The organism is Lacticaseibacillus sp. YLM2-1 (genome assembly GCF_056583465.1).
The window spans coordinates 493,872-511,875 of record NZ_CM152617.1 but is presented as its reverse complement, the minus strand read 5'-3'; the positions used below and the strand labels follow the sequence as shown (position 1 = coordinate 511,875).

The window sequence follows — 18,004 nt, the reverse complement described above, 5'->3', positions numbered from 1 at the left end:
ACCATTGTCAGCAAGGTTTTCTCCTCTCACCCTCGAACTGGTCGACTTTTCAAATTCAGAAAGCTGATCGTTAAAAATAGGCCAGCCAGCAGCAGTTGAATCCAGTTGTCAGCCATTGGTCGATGGCGCATGAACGTCATGACATTCACCGCGCCTAAGTGGCGATACCCGACACACAATGCAAAATAGGCGGTTGGCAAGAGATACGCGACTGCGAGCGATCGCGATAAACTGTAACTCAAAACCGTGACACTCCCAATCAACAAAATCTTGACCATAAAGTCGATCCAAAGCAATAGCAGATCAAGCCCTGCATTTAAAGAACCATAAACGCTTATCAGCCCTGTTGCAAGCACCGTCAGTACCATCGCATACCAAATGAATCGCAGCAGATAAAGCCACCAAAGTTGCGTTTGCTTGCTATTAATGACGGCGCCAATCTCGGCCGTTTGTTCTGGTGAAAATAGGTTCCCAAAAGCAAAAATGGCCAGCAATGGTAGGAACAACTCGCCTGGCATCGCCGCCTGCGCCAGATTGCTTGGCGTCATCGTAAAAACAACCGGCACGAGCAGGCCGCAACCAAGCACAATCAAACTAGTGCTGCACTCGTTGGCTTTGACTTCTAAACCGACCAATCGTTTCAAAGTTGATGGCATGAAATTTCCCTCCTCGTTGAAGATTTAACAGCACCGCAGCTAAGCAAATAAAGCCAATGGCAAGCGCAGCATAGCTCACTCGATTGAACATCAGCTCTGATAGATGAGCCTCATAATAGGCAACGTTATGCAGTGAATTATGTCGCGGTATCAGCAACCAGCCATAATTACCAGCAACTTGCCGCGCACCAATCATCATCGTGCTCAGCCACCAGCAAATTTGCACTACGAATCCAAGAAAATTGCCAAAAAGCGCATAACTTAAGAAACCCACTGCGCTGCTAACCATCAATGTTGGCAACAACCACAGTCCCGTCATTTTGAAGAACGCCAGATAATCGATTTGATAACCTTGATAATGCAGAGCGATTTGAATGGTTAAGACGATTCCCATCAAAAAAATCGGAATCAACAGTGTCACGAGACTTGCTAAGTATCGACTGCCTAATAGTCGCCAAGTACTGGTTGTTTTCGATTGCAGACTTGTCAATGCTCGACTTCGCCGATCAGCGTAACAATAAGCGATGACGACAATAGTGGGCAGAATTCCCATGACAATGCCGGCATAATCGGCAAAAAGTCGTGCAAAGGTGCCGCTGATCCGGTCTTTTTTGAGAATCAGATTGTGATCTTGCTGTGCCTCAGCTTTTGTCATCGGTCGTGACGCAAATCCCTGAATGTTCTGCGAACTGTAAGCCGATTGTCCGCCAATTAGCCTGTCCACCTGTCCCAGTGCTTTCACAAATGTGGCTTGCGTCTCTGCTTGGTTGGCTTGTGCCAGCAAACTGCCAACGCTGGCTTGATCGGCTTTTTGTAGCGTCACCGTTTTTGCAAACCCCAAGGGATACGTGATGTAAGTATTGTGCTGATAGTCGTATTGTAACTGGGCAACGCCGTTTGTTTTGAGCGTCTGGAAATCGGTTGCTGTGATATCGTCGTAGCCGATGGTTGATGTCGGTAACTCCGCCACGTTTCGTGCAAGCATTGGCCACATATTTAACAGTACAAACGCCAGCACTAATACGGTATAAATCGTAAAAGTCAGGCTGGTTGTTTGCCGTTTGACCTCCATCCAAAATAGTTTCATGAGAAGGCCTCCTCGTGTTTCATCTGCAAATACAGATACGCCTCTTCCAACGTCGGCAGGACTTGGGTACCGGTCTTGATCTGGTTGGTAGCCAAAAATCTCAATTTGACCGTTGCCCCATTCGTCACTTGCTCAGTAATCCGACGATACCGTTTAAAATCGTTTAACTTTGCTACTGGCACTTCTTTTTCAAACACGTGGCCATTTGCCGCCAGCATGAGTTGATCGGTTGTGCCATTGAATAAAAGTCGACCTTGATCAAGAATACCGATCGTATTGGTCGTTGCCTCAATGTCTGACACGATATGCGTTGATAGAAGAACGATGCGCTCATTTGCAAAATCTGTCAGCAAGTTTCGGAAGCGAATACGTTCTTCTGGATCTAAACCAGCAGTTGGCTCATCGACGATTAAAACTTTTGGACGATTGACGAGCGCCTGGGCAATCCCCAAACGTTGCAACATGCCGCCAGACAAAGCTTTTATTTTAGTGCGGGCCTTGTCTGCTAAATGAACCTCTTCGAGCAGGTGTTGAATCCGCTGAGATTGCTCCCGTGCTGGGACATTGGCTAATACCGCAAGATAAGTCATGGCATCGACAACTCGCATGTTGGGGTAAAAGCCAAATCTTTGCGGCAAATAGCCGATTTGCTGACGAACCGCTTTTGCCGCTTTGATCGGAATCCCGCAGACTTCAACCGCACCTGCTGTCGGCTGCTCCAGCGTGGTCAGGATTTTCATCAAGGTCGATTTACCGGCACCATTTTTGCCTAACAGCCCGTACATCCCCGTCTCAATTTCCAGCGATACTTGATCAAGCGCCGGCGCCGCCTTGCCGCGATAGCGTTTGGTGAGCCCTTCGATATTAATCTTTTCCATGAAAAAAGCCTCCTTTAGCTTACAAGGAGACCTTAACAAGCAATTCACAAGATTCTGACAACAATACTTTTTTTTCAGCATTTTTCTGACGTCGTTGGTAACATTAGCTTTTGGCGCTGCCGTCAAAATAGCCGAAAACCGCTGTCGTACAGACACCCGCCGCATGTTCACGGTTTTGAATTTTAAAATAACCGCGATGTGCTGCACATAGTTGATTGCAGATATACATGCCCACGCCAAGGTGATGCGCTGCTTTATCATTTGAAAAATAAGGCAATTTGACCTTGCGTTGCTCAGTTGCCGTTAATGGCTGGCCATCGTTGCAAACCTGCAAGGTGATTTGCTGGTCATCGAAGGTGAGATGAATCCCCACCTTTGCCTTAGCGAACCGGAGGGCATTATTGATCTGGTTATCAAACACCTCAAGGATAGCGTCTGGCGAAACCGATAACTTGTTGTCTGTCGACCGTGTGCTATCAACTTGCCAGTCAATCGTCTTAGCTGTTGGTAATTTATCCACTTCTGAACGAAGCTGTTGTTCAACCTGTGCTTCTGTGATTGCATGATGATTCAACCGAATATTTTGAATAGAGGTCACATGACTCATCGTTTTGATAAAGTTGTTCATCCGATCAAGCTGTCGCTGCATCTCGTCTAGTAAATGTTGATCTGGTGGCTGGCCTTCTTCAGTGAGCGTTAACAATTCCAGATTTCCCTGCAAGACAGTTAGCGGCGTCCGCAAATCATGAGCAAACGCGGCATTGACTTGTTTTTGATCATCAGCCAATTGCCATGCGGTTTCGAGCGCCTTGCGTAATGCTTGGCGCATTTCCTCAAACGCGGCTACTAATTGACCGAGTTCATCATCAGATGTCGGCTGTAGTGTGAAGTCCAGATCCTGCGCCTGAATATGAGTAACACCATATTGTAGTTGATCCAACGGCGGCCCCAATTTCACACGATAAAAAAGTCTGGCTGTGACATTCATGACTGCGTATAGCATGGCAAAACTACCAATAATTGCCCCACCAAAGTATAAGCTCATCCCGCCAATGAACCAGCGCTTGGCCAAGGCAGTTGCAATTGGCATCATCACCACATGCCAAATTAGCAAATACACCAACACCGCCAATGCAGCGCCAATTGTTCCGATCAGAATCAAATGCTGCAAAGCTTTTTTTACTGGCAACCGCGCTAGGCGTCGCTTCAGCTTGTCCATTTATAGCCCACCCCCCAAACGGTTTCGATTGGTGAGGTTACTTGATACCGATCAAAAAGAAGTCGAATGCGGCGGATATGTTCCGTAATGACTCGATCATCTCCAAGAGCGTCATAACCCCATATTTTTTCATAAAGCTGTTCACGACTAAAGACTTGCCCCGGATTCAGGCTTAACAGCTCAACTAGTTGATATTGCTTCTTTTCAAGGCTTAAAACTTGATCGTCAATTGACACTTGTTTAGCGCGGTAGTCGATGAGAATCTGATCAAAAATCGCCATCCGTGCACGTTTTTGCGGTTGGCTTTCCCGTCTAAAGTGTGCCTTAATGCGGGCACCAAGTTCAGCAAGACTGAACGGTTTCGTCACATAATCATCGCCGCCTGCCCCGAGTCCACGGACTTTATCCTCATCGGTCACCCGCGCGGTCAGAAAAATAATGGGTACCGATGTTATCGCCCGAATCCGCCCGGTTAGCGAAAACCCGTCAGTATCAGGCAGGTTGACATCAAGCAAAATCAAATCAGGATTGCTGGTCAGCTGTTGTAATGCGCTCGCACCTGATTCAGCTGTGATTAAGTGAAACGTCGGAAGGCGGAGAGAAAAATAACGCTTCAACATCCTTAAAATATCAACATCATCGTCTACTGCAAGCACTGTCGCGCGCAGGCTTTCATCCCTTAACATCCGCTTTGCCTCCCACTGGCAACAACTTTTCTCATGAAAATTGATTAGCTTTCTTTTCAAAGAATATTTTTCTTTGTTATGCCTACTGTACCTGCTGGCGGAATCGCTTGCAACACGTTCAACCAGCTGTCGGCGTCAGGCTAATCAAAAGTAGCCCGTGCCAACTATTCAAAAAGCCACACTAAAAAGACCGATAAATCGACTTTTCTCGACTCATCGGCATTGAAAGTACCCGCTTAGCTTTGTCACATCAACTCAGATTGACATCGATGATCGCATCAATCTGCCGGAGACGTTTAGTAGCGAATACGGAATGTTTTAGGCGCCACGCGATAAATCACGATGGTGCCCACCATCACATAGATGCACGTGACCACCCCAATGGCCAGTGCATAAGTGTACCCGGAAAGATGGATCTGAGTGAACACCCACGCGACCCAATACATCGCCCAATATAAAATACGATATAACGGCGACACCACTTCCATATCTTCCGTAAACGGCTGCATCAGATAGTAGATAAACAGATCATGAAAGGAAAAGAACAACACCATGCCACAAACTTCTAACAATAAAACCAGATAGAAATTCAAGTGATCCGGCACTGGTGCCACCAACTGAAGAGCAAGCAACAAGCCATAGATCAACGCTCCTGTCACGGCGTTGTACTGAATGATCCGCCAAAATCGATAGAAGAACCCGCTCAAAATGGCTTTAGGTTGTCGATAAAATGGGTAAAAGAGCATCGCCGAATCACAGTTAACGAATAGTAGCTGAACAATCGGGCCGCCCAGCGAGGCCAGATACATCACGAAGAACAAGGCGCCGTAAATTGGGGTCAAATCCCCCACGGAGTGAATCGCGAATAATTTTAATAGAATCAAGCCGCTGATGCCAATGCCGCTAATCCATAACACACGGGTACGCAATTTTTTCCATAACTGACTGCGGTAGCGTGCAAATAGCAACGCGTTGAGATAGTTGTTGCCAAGTCGCTTGTTCACTTTGACCGCAGCCGTCGTATCAAGGGTCAATTTTTTCTGCATCGCGGTACCAGTCGCCAAAAATTGTTGTTTCTGTATTGCTGCCACCTTGTTCAAAGTGATGACAGATTGTTGAATCGATGCCATCAACAATGGTATATCCTTCGAGAAGCGGCGCTGATACCACCACAACCCGAAAACCCCAATCCAGCAAATGATCAAGCCTATTGGCGAAAACAACCCAGTCACGAATGGTGTAAGCTTGCCGGTCAACACGAGCGTGATTGGCACGCCCACTAACCCGCACCAATACAGAATTTGTACGATCATCCCCAGCCGGTGGTTCGACCAAGTCAAGCGTGGGATAAACCCGCGCCAGAACCAACTAAAAACGGATACGCCCAAACCAACGAATAAAATCCAATAATTTTGGGTGATCATCGTTAGTCCAAAAAACGGTAAGAATGGTCCAAGGACGATGCCAATCACTTGCTGTATGCGCGTCAGCCCACGAGCCAACGCAAGCCGATCGAGCACAAAATAGTCGGCTAATTTAATTGCTTTTAAATCAACTGGAATATAACGAAAGACCAGTCCCCGAAACAGTAGGCCACCCAGCGTATAGATCGTCACTGCCACCATCGCACGAAATGTGAACGTTGTCGGTAACGGATGGATAAAATCGTTGTAGGCATTGGCTACTAAGAAATCCATCGCTAGTAAAAGCACTGCGATCAGTGGCTTCATCATGAACATTAAGCAGCTCATGATAATCGCAATCAGACTTTTTACGGCACCCATACGATATAACTTAGTCGGTATCTTTTTACCTAATATTGGGAGCCGCCGGATAAAATAAATCAGGCCATTCACCATAGTCGTTGCATCAACTTGCGCTTGAAACCAGTAATAACGCCACGCTTCAACCATCGGCCCGCACCTCGTCACTTAGCCGAGCAATCACGGCATCCTCAAACGCCTGACTATGGATGTCCAAGCCTGAAAGCTCTATCAACTGTTGGTTATGCAACAGCACCACAGCGTCACAAATAGCTTGGGCTAACTGCATAATGTGGGTTGAAAAGATGACCACAGATTCCGCCTTCATCGCCACAATCAACTGTTGCATCTCATGGGCCGCCACCACGTCAACTGTTGTCAATGGTTCATCTAACAACAATACTGGCGGTCTTAGCATGAGCGATACCACAATCTGCAACCTGTTCCGCATTCCCTCAGAATAGTCGCGTAAAAGCTTATTCGCATCAGCCTGACTCAACCCAGCCATTTCGAAAAAATCGGTCGCCTGCACAGACGAATGTGCTTGTTCAAGACGCGTTCGGTTAATGCTCATAAAGTAGTTAACAAATTCAAGCCCCGTCATAAACGCCGGTAAGTGCGGTTGCGTGTATACCATCCCCACACTTGTATCTGCGTAGTCAGTAATTAACCCACGACCATCATCGGCATCAACGGCAATCGTCCCGTGATCATGTAGCAAGTTGCGGACAATCATGTTGAATAAAGTCGACTTTCCGGAGCCGTTACGGCCTAACAAGCCATATATTTTACCTTGATTAAACATGAAACTGGCATCTTTAAACAAAACTTGCTGATCAAAAGCTTTGTCCAAATGCGCGATCTCAAGTTGTTTCATAGCATTCGCCCCCTTAACGCGTTCCCCAGATCAGAACCCGATCTCGTTCATATGCTGCTATCTGGCATCACTAAAGTTTTCTTTAGTATACCAAATCATTCACAAGTTGCTGTAGCGAATGCTCTCACTGTCAAAGCCGACCATACCAAAAATAGACTAGTTGCTGAGTCATCTAATGACACAGGTACGCTCAAGATCGTTTAAGTGTGAATTTTTTATCCCGAATTTTTTTGACATAAGCCTTGTACTTAGTCCGGCCAAGTGGCGTGACAATTGCGACTCGATAATGATTACCGGGCAGGCTGATGTCAGTCACCCCAGTTTGATCTGATTTAAAAGAATGTATATGTCGACCTCGTTTCACCACGACTTGTGTGGCTTCAGCCGGTACTTCCAGCAAATAATGCTTTCGGCCAAGCATCAAACCGCGCATTACGAAACCGATCAGGCCTAAAATGACCACCGCGCCTAAAAGTGCGACTATTAGCTTTAATTTGTTCCACCAAACCGCCCAACTTGAAGCCTCGTCATCTGCCTTAACGTAAGGAATTCGGCGACCCGTTATCAACAATCGATGAGAATTGATCATATAAGGCGTGCAGGTCATTAAGGTCACAAGATCCTGTCCCGGCACAATTCTTAGCTGCCGGGTATCACTTGGCTCAATAACCTGACGCTTAAAGACTTGGTAAGCCAATTTATGATTGCCTATGCTAATAAAAAACTTGTCGCCTTTTTTTAACGCTGGTACTCGGGTAAAAAGTTCAGCGTTTGGCACACCACGATGCGCTGAAATGACAGCATGGGTATTTTTACCACCAGTTGGATAACTTGTACCATCCAATAAACAGGCGCCAAATTGTAGAAGCCAATCGCTTGTATGATCAAAAACCGGCAGACTAAGGCCAATTTTGGGAATCGTCAACTGAGCAACTGTCTGACGAGTCAAGATTTGTTGATTGCGTTTGGCTGCTGTTTTTGCGGTTCCTTGATCATTAACAGCATGATTAAAACTGGCAACGCCGGGCACTTGCTGACTTGCTGCCAACTGTTTATTTTTTTGCTGATAGTCGTTATATTCCCGCCGCAACACCATCTGATTCTTCCGCGCTTCTTGTTGTCGATACCTGTCGATGACTTGCTGATTTTGGTAAGAAACGTAAGCATCACTTGCAAATGGATAGCATAAAACACCAAAACCCGCTAAAAGAAGGCATCCAATCACAATATCAATCAAGCCTAAAGGTCGACGTGTTCGTTTTGTCACTCTGATTACCTCGCCATATCAAAACAAGAGCGCCATCGACGCTCTTGCTTGACTCATTTATCTTATTAACTTTTTAGAAACCATTGCGGCGCTTGCGATAGGCAACTGCTCCAAATGCAATTAAGGCAACGCCCAAAATCGCAAAAATGACTGTGCCAGTGCCACCAGTATGTGGCAGAATACCGCTTGGTGCATCTAGAATGTCGCTAGACGAATTATCAGCTTTAAAGTCTGTATTGGCAGCAGCATCATAACCATCCGGCACGTTTGTTTCAACTGCCGTGTAAGTTGTGGTGTTATCAGCAAATCCATTTAAGCCAAACTTACCGCTCTTATCAGACGTGAAAACAGTAGCATCGCTTTCAGCAACCCACGTCAATCGATAGTTATTGGCCAATACATCGATAAATCCTTCGCCGATGCTGACGCTTTGACCATCTTTATCTGTCAACTTCAAAAACTTGCCATCACTATTGCTAATCTTAAAGCCGGCTCCTTCAAGCACTTCTTTAGTCTCAGCATCTTTCTTAACAAAAGTGCGCTCATAGGTGGTCTTTTGAACATTCTTTGGGTAGACATAGACATTCCCGTCGGCTGCTGCCTTGGCTGGTAAGGTTAACCAGAAATCGGCAGACGTGTTATAACCAGCTCGCGGATTGGTTTCATGGAAAAGATAGACAGCAGCACGAGTCTTACCGCTGGCATCTGTTGATTGGGTTGGCAATGCTTGGGTTAGTTGCCCCTCGTCATTAGTCGTACCGGTTGCGGCAACCGAAGCACTATCAAAACTGCCTTTATAATCCTTAGGCGATGCCCAATAATTGGCTGTCACGTTGTAAATGGTGAAATCAACGCCTTGTAAAGGCTTAGCACCATCGCCAGTCCAAATTTGATCAGTCGCACGATCAATGGCAGTAACATCTTTTTCAAACCCGTATTTAGTAAGGACAACGTTTTGTGTTGTCGTATCATTCGTATCCGCTTGAACCCGAGTGCCATTAAACCCGAGAACCATCAGTAATGTCATTAGGATCGTGCTGGTTAATGTCAGCACTTTCTTGGCAATTGTCTTTTTCATTCTTTTCTCCCTAATTATCAATTTTTTGTTTTTTCATGTTAAAAGCAAGTACTGTCGCGAAAATTATCAACCCGAGCGTTGAAAGCCAAGCTGCAACTGTATCACCCGTTTGTGGCAACAATTGACGTGTTTTCTTTGGAACCTTTTTTGGGGCGTCGGTGTGACGACTTACCATTTTGTTCTTAGGAAATAAATCAATGCGTGATTGATTCCCATGTTGAAGGTTGCTTGACATGACAACCACAAGATTCTGACTGGCTTCAATATTCTTAGGTGCCGCCGTTTCTTTAAAAAGATAAACCGCAGCATGCTGCCCCTGTCGGAGTGGTAAATCGCCAAAGTACGCTTCTCCCTGACCAGCCGTCACAACCTGTGCGATAAGGCTGGAGCTAGCAGGCTGATAGCTATCTTGACTCAACGTCGTTTGTGCTGCTTCAATCGCACCGCCATTTTTGGAGACAAGCTGCCAAAAGTCAGCGGTCACGTCATAAACTGTGAACGTCACACCGTTTAACGGTACATCTGCCTGCGAAAAGTCGGGTTTTGTTGTCCCGTTATTTGCTTGTTGAGTTGGCAAGGTATCTTTAAACAACAGCTTATGCAACACAACATCAACAGTGGTCGGCACAGTTACCGCCTGTGTCTGCTGCAACGTTGTCGTTGCCAAACTGACTAGTAGTGCCAAGCAAAAGGTCAAAATCACTAACGGACGGAAGGATTTAGTCATGTTGCTTCACCACCCGTCGCTTTATCAAAACAACCAGTAATAAAAGGAACGCTACGCTGATCAATCCCAGTGCGATACCAAGCAATCGCTGATAGCCCTGACCACCTGTATGCGGCAAAATTGCAAGTGGCTGATTAATCGCCTGCAAAGTGATCGTGCTGCCATCAATCGCTAATGTGTATCCGTTCTTACTTTCGCCCGGCTTCAATGCCTCACCGTCAATCGTGACGGTTGCCTCTTTACCAGTCGTAGCTACCTGAATGGCAATCTTTGCAGGATTGCTTTGATAGCCATCTGGTGCTTTTGTTTCTGACATCGTATAGGTACCATCTGCAATTAATTTTGTCGCAAACGCTTGTCCCTCAGATGTCGCCGATGATGTTATCGTCTCAGCTTCGCCAGCACTTGGTTGCAGGGTGAACGCTGCACCTGCAAGATATTGGCTTTGATTATCCTGTTTGATGACCCGCAAAGTCATGGATGGCTTTGGTTCATCATATTTCGTTAGCGTCAGAATTTGCTGGTGATCCCCGGTCACCGTAAAATCATCTGACTTATCACCAACAGGATTCAAAGTCTGCTGGCCATTAATAACACTCCCTGATGTCACATTGTCCTTTGTGCCATGGTATTGCCATTGCCCATCAGACGTTAGCTGAAAAAGATACGTTGTCCCATCAAGTTGATAACCTGTAGGTGCTGCAGCTTCCTGAATACCGTAATACCCCGGCGCTAGTGCCTGCAGATCCGTTGACGTGATGGCGTTGGTTTTGGATGCCTGCTGAAAACTGTTATCGCTGTACTGGGTTAAGTTAAACTGCATGGCCTTCAACTGATCTGCTGATAAATCAGTACCATCGGTTGTTTTTTTCTGAAATTGAAAACCATACTGCTGATTTGTCAAAGTCAACGTTGCTGTTTGCTGATCCATATTTTGGGAACTGATAAACGAACTCAAATCAATTCCCGAGGCATCTTCACTCTTAACGACATATGAAAAACTTTGACCCTGATTGTTATACGCAGGTGCCGTAAAGCTAGCTTTCCAGTTATCAGCTTTTTTAAGGACTAAGGTCTGTTGCCAATTTGGATCAAGCGAACCGCCAGCCACTTTTCGCTGCACCGTGACGTTGAGCGTATCCGGTAACGATTGATTGCTTAACTGACGCCATTGCTTCTGCACATAAACTGTAGTTGCTGGTGCCCTGCCTGAAGGAATCCCAAAGTCAACAGCGGCAGCGCCCGCTTTTGGTGTCAACAATGTTTCACCATTCATTTGGTACCAAAAATCAGGCTTGAAGCCAGCATCCTCTGTTTTGATCCGTACTTGATAATGGATTTGAACTTCCTGATCCTGACCCAAGTTCATGTGATTCACCGTCAATTGACCATCTTGGATCGCCGCACTTGGCAACTCACTTGCTGGCACAGTTTGCTTGCCGACACTCGTAACGGTCGCCTGATTGTTCGCATATTGAAATTGCGTACCAATCGGGTCTGTGATCGTGCCGTCAATGATAGTATTAAAGTTTTTGACAATGTCCTTTGCCTGATTATTCAAATAAGCCTCAACGGCATCGGCACTATCGGCATCTTCGTATAGATCTGGTGAAGTGGGAATAAGTTCCATATTTTGACGCACATCTTCGTCTGACATGTAGCCTTCGGACCGGTAGCCATCGTCGCCAGCCAGTTGAATGCCTAAAGCGTGCACCTCATTACCGCTATCTTTTGCCTTCTTAGCCTCACCTAATGTTGCTGGCCAAGTATCATATATATAATCACCTGAACTATCGATGTACGGATTTTTAAGTTCTGCGGTATAGCCGGGTTCATCTCTGGTAGTTCCAAAGTTAGTGCCATACAATGTGCCGTTTTCCACCACTGAATTTTTTACCTTATCAGAAAAAGTCGGCACACCATCTGTTAATAAAATCATCATCTTTTTATTGCCACTGGTGTCCGTATTCAGCATGGCCGATCCTTGCCGCAAACCAATCTGCGTATACGTACCACCATTAAAAGTTGGGCTCAATGCGCTATTAATCGCTTGTTGCTGACTGATATTCCCTGCTTTGCCTAATCCAACGCGAATATAACCCGGTCCAGTGGTTTTATTGCCGCCACCGATATAGCCGGGACTAGAAAAACCAATTAAGCCAACATTGACGTAATCACCCAGACCGGCGTTTTGAATAGAAGTCAAGAAATTCTTAACGCCAGTACGAACGGCACCAGCTCGATCTGTGCCGCCATTATTTTTTGACTCCATTGACCCAGACATATCAACAACTAAGACAATATCTACAGGCTTCACATTTTGCTGTGTATTGCCTTTGACGTTCAAATAAACGTCGTACAATCCGGGGGTATTCGTCTCTTTAGCATATTTTCGAATCTGATAATCCGGATTATTGGGGTCACCAAATTTCAGGTAAGAATTCGTGGTATCAGTCGCATCACCATTCCATATTGTATTGTTATCCCACCCTGAAACTTGATCCCCGCCACGTTGATTGATTACATTTTGTTGTCCCGTGACCTGCCACGAATTTGTCGGATAGGTACCATTAGCATCGGTTTGATAGGTTGGGCGAATGTTAGCAGCGGCTGTCACAACTGAACTGCCACTTGTCACTAAGCCTGTTAACATGCTCATCAAAATCAATAAGACCGCGAACAAATGCCCAGTTATCGCCACTTTAGCTGTCATCTTCGTCACATTTTTACCCTCCTCTCAGGTGAACTTTTAGCCACTGACATTGCAATTGTTCTTGCGCTTACAACTCGACACTTAAGAGCCAGTCTTTTTGTCCACTTAATAACAAATAAGAAACAACCTCAACGATAAATACCGATAGTTATTTAATTCTAATTGTTTCCATAAAACATTTTTATGCTATAATTTTGGGAGTTCTTGCTTTCGGCTCTAATCTTTCAAGTTGTGATACAATTCGGCCTTGATGATAGGAGTGTTTTGATGAGATACGGCTATGCACGCGTCAGCACTGAAGGCCAGCGTCTTGAGTCACAAATAGAAGAACTGCGTAGAGCAGGTGTCGATGAAATTTATCAGGAAAAATACACCGGCACGACCACGGGTCGGCCGGTTTTTAAACAGTTATTATCTAAGTTACAGTTTGGTGATATCTTGGTCGTGACAAAGTTAGATCGCTTTGCGCGGAATACGCGTGAAGCATTGGATGTCATGCAGACATTGTTTGATCATCATGTTGGGATACACATCCTGAATGTTGGTCTCATTGACGAGACACCGACCGGCAAACTGATATTCACCGTTTTCTCGGCTTTCGCCCAATTTGAACGAGACCTGATTATTAGTCGGACACAAGAAGGGAAAAAATACGCTCGAGCACATAATCCCAATTACCATGAAGGTCGCAAAAAGCTTTATAGTGACCAACAAATTAGGAAAGCTTTCGATGCACATATGCACGGTAAGACGTATCAACAAATTTCCAAAGAAACCGGCATTAGCACGGCTACTCTTAAACGCAGAATTCGAGATTTAAGTACGGAGCATTGTTCTGTGGCCGAAATGTGATTCTTAGCGCTAAAATTAAAAAGTGGTTGACCACATTAGCTTGTTGCTAATGTGGTCAACCACTTTTTAATTTAGGCTCAGTATGCTGACACATCATGTTATAAAAACTAGGACAATAAGCCACCTCACATGTTTGTTTTGACGACATTTTTAAATTGTTCAAAATTCCTAACGCGTGCAAGCGCAGTCGCCACTTGCGGCTCACTGAACATCGTGATTAAGGCTTCATACAAACGCATAAAGCGCTGTTGATCATTTTGACTAATAGCTGCAAGAACGACAATATTGACACGTCGCTCTCCCCAACGAATTGAGTTTTTCGCTATGCCGACACTAAAAGTTGTCTGCCTTGCTTCCATGTACACAGAATGTGGCAAAGCGACTGTCCCAAAAGCAGTACCAGCCGCTTCTTCACGTTCAAAAACATGCTGCCGAAAACTTGGAGACACAATATGGCGGCGCTCCAGTTGATCACACATCAAGGTCACAACTTGATCCCGTTGCATGATTGGCTGCAATGTAAAGAAGAATTGCTCACCGAAGTAGATATCAAAATAGCGTCTTAAAAAATCCCTTTGTACGTTACGACGATGTTCCTCAATTGTCGCCATGATGGTGCTTTTCTCTTTACTCGTCATGAAAGGCGAAATTGTCACGACTCGATAAGCCATCGATGAAGCCTGAGGTACTGTCGTGATAAGCAGCGAAACATCGAGCTTATCAAGCTCAGAAGGGTCATTCACCAAGGCAACAACATTCAAATCATGCTCAAATTGCTTAGAAACATGCTGATACAGTTGCGTGTTCAAATTCATATAGTTCGGTGAAAAAATAGCTGTTCTGATTTTTTTTGAGTGTTGCTTTTGGCGATCTAATTCAGCACCAATATGCAGTGCAATATATGCTCGTTCGCCTTCCGTGATTGGAATGTGCAGCAATTGACTAAGCCGAAAAGAAACAAAAACTGCCAGCTCAAAAACTACCGGAAAATCCTGCTTTAAAGATTCGGTTAGCGGACTGTTCAGACTGGATCCCTGCATGGCACGAGAAAATAATTTGTTGAGATGCAAGCTAAACGGAAAGACGAAATAATCGTTATCTAGATCAATCCCAAATATGTGTTGGACTTCTGCAAATAATGAGCTCATCGCTCGCACAATGTTGTCACCAACAGTTGTGGTTAACTTGTCACGATCACTTAGCGGTAAATGGTCAACATTAGCATGAAACAACATGTGGATCTCTTCACGCTCATGTTTATTAAAAATAAGGTTAAAAACGTTCTCAATACGTTTAATAATTTTCGTGACAATAGCCGCATCATACGTGTTTAGCCATGAACTATAGGCATCGCGGGATAGCAATGTATCGTCGTGATGCAAGGATTGAATCATAATCAATAAATGCATCATGAGATTTATCAATGCATAATCATTGAGTTTTAATGTTGATGACGCTAATTCTTCTTTGATAATTTGCTCGATCTGTTCAACATCGGTACGATTAAAGTTTTGTGTGAGCAAGGATCGATCAACGAAATGATGAGGTGCTTCCTCCATAATGAAATGCGAAATCAGTCGGCGTTTGGCTTTTTCATTTCCGATAACCTGAATTTTATTATCGCGAATGACTACCCTAACGCCAGATTTCGAAAACATCTGATTGATCTTTTGAATGTCATTTTTTAAAGTTCCATAGCTAACAAATAAGCTTTCCTCCAAGTCAAAGACATCCAATTGCGCCTTATGAATCATGCTTTGTTTGATGATGTAAAAAGCACGATCACGAAAGGTTTGTGGGATATCACTTGCATTGTTTGTTGAAATTAATAATTGTTTAGCCTTAGTTTTTAAAGCCACGTAACCTTGTCGTGACGATAGAATCAGTGGCTCCGCCGCTAATCGATTAATCTGCGCAACATAAGTTTTGGCAGTTCGCACTGAACAACCGAGCTTCTCTGATAACTGATTAGCCGTCAGTGGTTGATTGGATTCGAATAACAGTTGCAATAGCCGTTGCTGGTTGTTATTTAGCATCTTGCTCCCTTCCGGTCTTTTTATAACCAGTTTTCCCAAAATTCAAAAAAGCCTATTGCTTGCACGCAACCGCTAACAATTCGTCAACCATTTGCACTGTCACGGTGCATTTTTTTAGTTGAGCCGATTTCTCCTCATTCGCGATAATAAAGTCACAAGAAAGGAGTGTTCAAAATGAAAGCAGTTAATATCATGTTATGCTGCGGTGCTGGCATGTCAAGCGGATTTCTTGCTCAGCGTGCTCGCAAGGCAGCACAAAAGAAAGGGCAGGTTGTCTCCATTGAAGCGAAAAGTGAAAGTGAAATTGGTCAGTATTTTCAAGATATCGACATTTTATTACTTGGCCCGCATTACGCCTCGTTAAAAGATGAACTCGCGAAACAGGCCGAACCTTTCAATGTTGTCGTCGACGTCATTCCGCAAGACATCTACGGCAGTCTCGATGGCGCTGGCCTCATTGCTTTTGCAAATCGGCTGGCAGAGTAAAGAAGGCTGCCGGGAGGAAAATAATGAAAATATTCATGGATTGGTTGGCTAACGTTTTTGCCCCTAAAGCCAAAAAGTTCACCCAAATGCCTGCTATCGCTGCACTTTCAAGTGCGATGCAGAATCTCATTCCTTTTATTTTAACTGGATCAGTGGTCTTCTTCTACAACGTTTTTCGTTCCTATATTCCGCAGTTGCCTGACTTAACGAATATCTCCAATTATTCATTCGGCATGATTGGTTTGGTTGCGGCTTTCATGGTTGGTCATCAATTCATGGAAAAGTTTCGACATCCACAATACGCCACCACAGCAGGAATCGTGTCAATCTGCGTTTTGATGATGACACTTCATCCAATCGGCGAGAAACAAGGTGTCTACGATTTAGGTAGGGTTGGCCCGACAGGCATCCTGATTGGCGTTCTATTCGGCGTTGCCATTGGCGTCATCTTCCACTTCTACAGCAAGCTGAATTTTCTAAAAAATAGCTCGTTGCCAGATTTCGTGGCTAATTGGATTAACAACATCATCCCCATTTTTATCAGTCTCGCTTTGTTTGCGACCTTCATCTTCGCCTTCAAGATTGACGTCTTCCAAGTTATTTTGAATCTTTTTGAGCCAATTCAAAATTTTGGCCAATCACTTCCCGGCTTGATTCTGTTGGTTTTGATTCCTGCCTTTTTCTACTCTATGGGTATCTCAACTTGGTTATGGACAGCTTTGCAGAACCCTATCTTCATTGCAGGCATCGCGGCAAACGCTTTGGCGGTTAAAAATGGTGGCAACCCCGTCAACATTGTCACCAACGAAACCGTTTATAGCCTTGGGCTCATTATGATGGGTGGGACTGGTGCAACTTTAACCTTGAATCTCCTGATGTGTTTCTCAAGAAGCACCAAATTGAAAACCATCGGCAGAATCTGCCTTGGCCCATCGCTATTCAATATTAACGAGCCAATTGTCTTCAGTACCCCCGTTGTCATGAATCCTATACTGATGATCCCAATGTGGCTCAATTCAATTATCGGCAGTTGTGTCATTTGGGCGGTCATGCGAGGCGGCTTACTGAATATTCCGGCTAGTTTGATGCAAGTTGCGCAGATTCCCGCACCAATTTCTAGTGTTATTATTTTGCAAGATTTTCGCGCCATCATCTGGTACGTACTGCTTTTTGTCGTTTATCTAGCAACATGGTATCCATTTTTCAAAGTTTACGAACGGGAAGTCCTCCAAGAAGAAAATCAGTTACAACCGGCAGTTTAATCATTCGCATATCGGACTATGACAAGGAGAAAAGTGATGACGCAAAAAGACACCAACGAGAGTCCTCTCATTCCCGTTGCCATGCAAATTATCATTTATGCAGGCAACGGTCGCAACAAAGCACTCGAAGCGGTTCAACTTGCCAAAAATAAGCAATTAACAGCAGCTCGCCAAGCACTGGCTTCTGCAAAGAAAGAAATAACCCTGGCCCATCAAGCACAAACAGAGATTATTCAAAACGAAGCTGCAGGACAGCACTATGAGCCATCGCTGCTATTTACGCATGCGCAAGATCATCTTATGACCATTGCCAGTGAAATCAGCATGACGCAGAATATGATTGAACTTTTTGAAGTTGTGTTGACCGATGCCGTTTCGTCGAACCAGCCATCATCTATCTGATTAAAGGAGTGTGAC

The 18,004-nt window shown here is 44.8% G+C and carries 16 protein-coding genes; 4 read left to right on the top strand and 12 right to left on the bottom strand.

The genetic code is table 11. From position 1 onward, the window contains the following. Positions 1–26 precede the first annotated feature (26 nt). The 11 genes from AC07KQ_RS02445 to AC07KQ_RS02395 all read right to left on the bottom strand — a co-directional run bounded on the left by AC07KQ_RS02445 (position 27) and on the right by AC07KQ_RS02395 (position 12,960). Entirely contained in the window at positions 27–566 is a 540-nt protein-coding gene (locus AC07KQ_RS02445; protein ID WP_041168891.1) for a hypothetical protein, read from the bottom strand. Positions 567–594: 28 nt separating this feature from the next. Continuing rightward, positions 595–1,743: an ABC transporter permease gene (locus AC07KQ_RS02440; protein ID WP_020751432.1), complete on the bottom strand. Its 1,149-nt coding sequence runs from the start codon at positions 1,741–1,743 to the stop codon at positions 595–597. Next, a complete protein-coding gene (locus AC07KQ_RS02435; RefSeq protein ID WP_013245448.1) occupies positions 1,740–2,621 on the bottom strand; it encodes an ABC transporter ATP-binding protein in 882 nt (293 codons plus the stop codon). The genes AC07KQ_RS02440 and AC07KQ_RS02435 overlap by 4 nt, the downstream gene beginning before the upstream one ends. Positions 2,622–2,724: 103 nt before the next feature. Next, positions 2,725–3,840: a HAMP domain-containing sensor histidine kinase gene (locus AC07KQ_RS02430; RefSeq protein WP_013245447.1), complete on the bottom strand. Its 1,116-nt coding sequence runs from the start codon at positions 3,838–3,840 to the stop codon at positions 2,725–2,727. Continuing rightward, positions 3,828–4,526 (bottom strand): response regulator transcription factor, encoded by a 699-nt coding sequence (locus tag AC07KQ_RS02425; protein ID WP_013245446.1) that lies wholly within the window; start codon positions 4,524–4,526, stop codon positions 3,828–3,830. Before AC07KQ_RS02425 ends, AC07KQ_RS02430 begins: the two co-directional genes overlap by 13 nt. A 296-nt stretch (positions 4,527–4,822) precedes the next feature. Continuing rightward, positions 4,823–6,439, bottom strand: a complete 1,617-nt coding sequence (locus AC07KQ_RS02420; RefSeq protein ID WP_013245445.1) for a hypothetical protein — start codon at positions 6,437–6,439, stop codon at positions 4,823–4,825. Beyond that, a complete protein-coding gene (locus tag AC07KQ_RS02415; RefSeq protein WP_480156587.1) occupies positions 6,432–7,166 on the bottom strand; it encodes an ABC transporter ATP-binding protein in 735 nt (244 codons plus the stop codon). The genes AC07KQ_RS02420 and AC07KQ_RS02415 overlap by 8 nt, the downstream gene beginning before the upstream one ends. Positions 7,167–7,356: 190 nt before the next feature. After that, positions 7,357–8,433, bottom strand: coding sequence for a class C sortase (locus tag AC07KQ_RS02410; protein ID WP_013245443.1), 1,077 nt, complete (start codon positions 8,431–8,433; stop codon positions 7,357–7,359). 73 nt (positions 8,434–8,506) lie between these two features. After that, the gene (locus AC07KQ_RS02405) at positions 8,507–9,511 is read right to left on the bottom strand and encodes a SpaA isopeptide-forming pilin-related protein (RefSeq protein ID WP_003573655.1); all 1,005 of its coding nucleotides are present in this window, start codon (positions 9,509–9,511) and stop codon (positions 8,507–8,509) included. 10 nt (positions 9,512–9,521) lie between these two features. After that, entirely contained in the window at positions 9,522–10,238 is a 717-nt protein-coding gene (locus tag AC07KQ_RS02400) for a pilin N-terminal domain-containing protein (RefSeq protein WP_013245442.1), read from the bottom strand. Beyond that, positions 10,231–12,960, bottom strand: a complete 2,730-nt coding sequence (locus AC07KQ_RS02395) for a SpaA isopeptide-forming pilin-related protein (protein ID WP_013245441.1) — start codon at positions 12,958–12,960, stop codon at positions 10,231–10,233. The genes AC07KQ_RS02400 and AC07KQ_RS02395 overlap by 8 nt, the downstream gene beginning before the upstream one ends. Before the next feature lie 258 nt (positions 12,961–13,218). Here AC07KQ_RS02395 and AC07KQ_RS02390 point away from each other — a divergent pair, with 258 nt between their 5' ends. Continuing rightward, a complete protein-coding gene (locus tag AC07KQ_RS02390) occupies positions 13,219–13,803 on the top strand; it encodes a recombinase family protein (protein ID WP_003573651.1) in 585 nt (194 codons plus the stop codon). A gap of 125 nt (positions 13,804–13,928) precedes the next feature. Here AC07KQ_RS02390 and AC07KQ_RS02385 read toward each other — a convergent pair whose 3' ends face one another. Next, positions 13,929–15,839, bottom strand: a complete 1,911-nt coding sequence (locus tag AC07KQ_RS02385) for a BglG family transcription antiterminator (protein ID WP_013245440.1) — start codon at positions 15,837–15,839, stop codon at positions 13,929–13,931. Between the two features lie 174 nt (positions 15,840–16,013). Between AC07KQ_RS02385 and AC07KQ_RS02380 the strand changes: the two genes are divergently transcribed. The 3 genes from AC07KQ_RS02380 to AC07KQ_RS02370 are packed head-to-tail and all read left to right on the top strand — an operon-like array spanning position 16,014 to position 17,989. Continuing rightward, on the top strand, positions 16,014–16,325 hold the full coding sequence (locus AC07KQ_RS02380) for a PTS sugar transporter subunit IIB (RefSeq protein ID WP_013245439.1): 312 nt from the start codon (positions 16,014–16,016) through the stop codon (positions 16,323–16,325). 23 nt (positions 16,326–16,348) lie between these two features. Further along, positions 16,349–17,587, top strand: a complete 1,239-nt coding sequence (locus AC07KQ_RS02375; protein ID WP_013245438.1) for a PTS sugar transporter subunit IIC — start codon at positions 16,349–16,351, stop codon at positions 17,585–17,587. A gap of 36 nt (positions 17,588–17,623) precedes the next feature. Then, positions 17,624–17,989: a PTS sugar transporter subunit IIA gene (locus tag AC07KQ_RS02370; RefSeq protein WP_013245437.1), complete on the top strand. Its 366-nt coding sequence runs from the start codon at positions 17,624–17,626 to the stop codon at positions 17,987–17,989. Positions 17,990–18,004: the final 15 nt, after the last annotated feature.

What these genes read in the sequence shown, in the direction of transcription:
- AC07KQ_RS02385 (WP_013245440.1), bottom strand. Translation starts at nt 15,839, where the DNA reads ATGCTAAATAACAACCAGCAACGGCTATTGCAACTGTTATTCGAATCC.
- AC07KQ_RS02440 (WP_020751432.1), bottom strand. Translation starts at nt 1,743, where the DNA reads ATGAAACTATTTTGGATGGAGGTCAAACGGCAAACAACCAGCCTGACT.
- AC07KQ_RS02415 (WP_480156587.1), bottom strand. Translation starts at nt 7,166, where the DNA reads ATGAAACAACTTGAGATCGCGCATTTGGACAAAGCTTTTGATCAGCAA.
- AC07KQ_RS02425 (WP_013245446.1), bottom strand. Translation starts at nt 4,526, where the DNA reads ATGTTAAGGGATGAAAGCCTGCGCGCGACAGTGCTTGCAGTAGACGAT.
- AC07KQ_RS02375 (WP_013245438.1), top strand. Translation starts at nt 16,349, where the DNA reads ATGAAAATATTCATGGATTGGTTGGCTAACGTTTTTGCCCCTAAAGCC.
- AC07KQ_RS02435 (WP_013245448.1), bottom strand. Translation starts at nt 2,621, where the DNA reads ATGGAAAAGATTAATATCGAAGGGCTCACCAAACGCTATCGCGGCAAG.
- AC07KQ_RS02390 (WP_003573651.1), top strand. Translation starts at nt 13,219, where the DNA reads ATGAGATACGGCTATGCACGCGTCAGCACTGAAGGCCAGCGTCTTGAG.
- AC07KQ_RS02420 (WP_013245445.1), bottom strand. Translation starts at nt 6,439, where the DNA reads ATGGTTGAAGCGTGGCGTTATTACTGGTTTCAAGCGCAAGTTGATGCA.
- AC07KQ_RS02380 (WP_013245439.1), top strand. Translation starts at nt 16,014, where the DNA reads ATGAAAGCAGTTAATATCATGTTATGCTGCGGTGCTGGCATGTCAAGC.
- AC07KQ_RS02430 (WP_013245447.1), bottom strand. Translation starts at nt 3,840, where the DNA reads ATGGACAAGCTGAAGCGACGCCTAGCGCGGTTGCCAGTAAAAAAAGCT.
- AC07KQ_RS02405 (WP_003573655.1), bottom strand. Translation starts at nt 9,511, where the DNA reads ATGAAAAAGACAATTGCCAAGAAAGTGCTGACATTAACCAGCACGATC.
- AC07KQ_RS02370 (WP_013245437.1), top strand. Translation starts at nt 17,624, where the DNA reads ATGACGCAAAAAGACACCAACGAGAGTCCTCTCATTCCCGTTGCCATG.
- AC07KQ_RS02400 (WP_013245442.1), bottom strand. Translation starts at nt 10,238, where the DNA reads ATGACTAAATCCTTCCGTCCGTTAGTGATTTTGACCTTTTGCTTGGCA.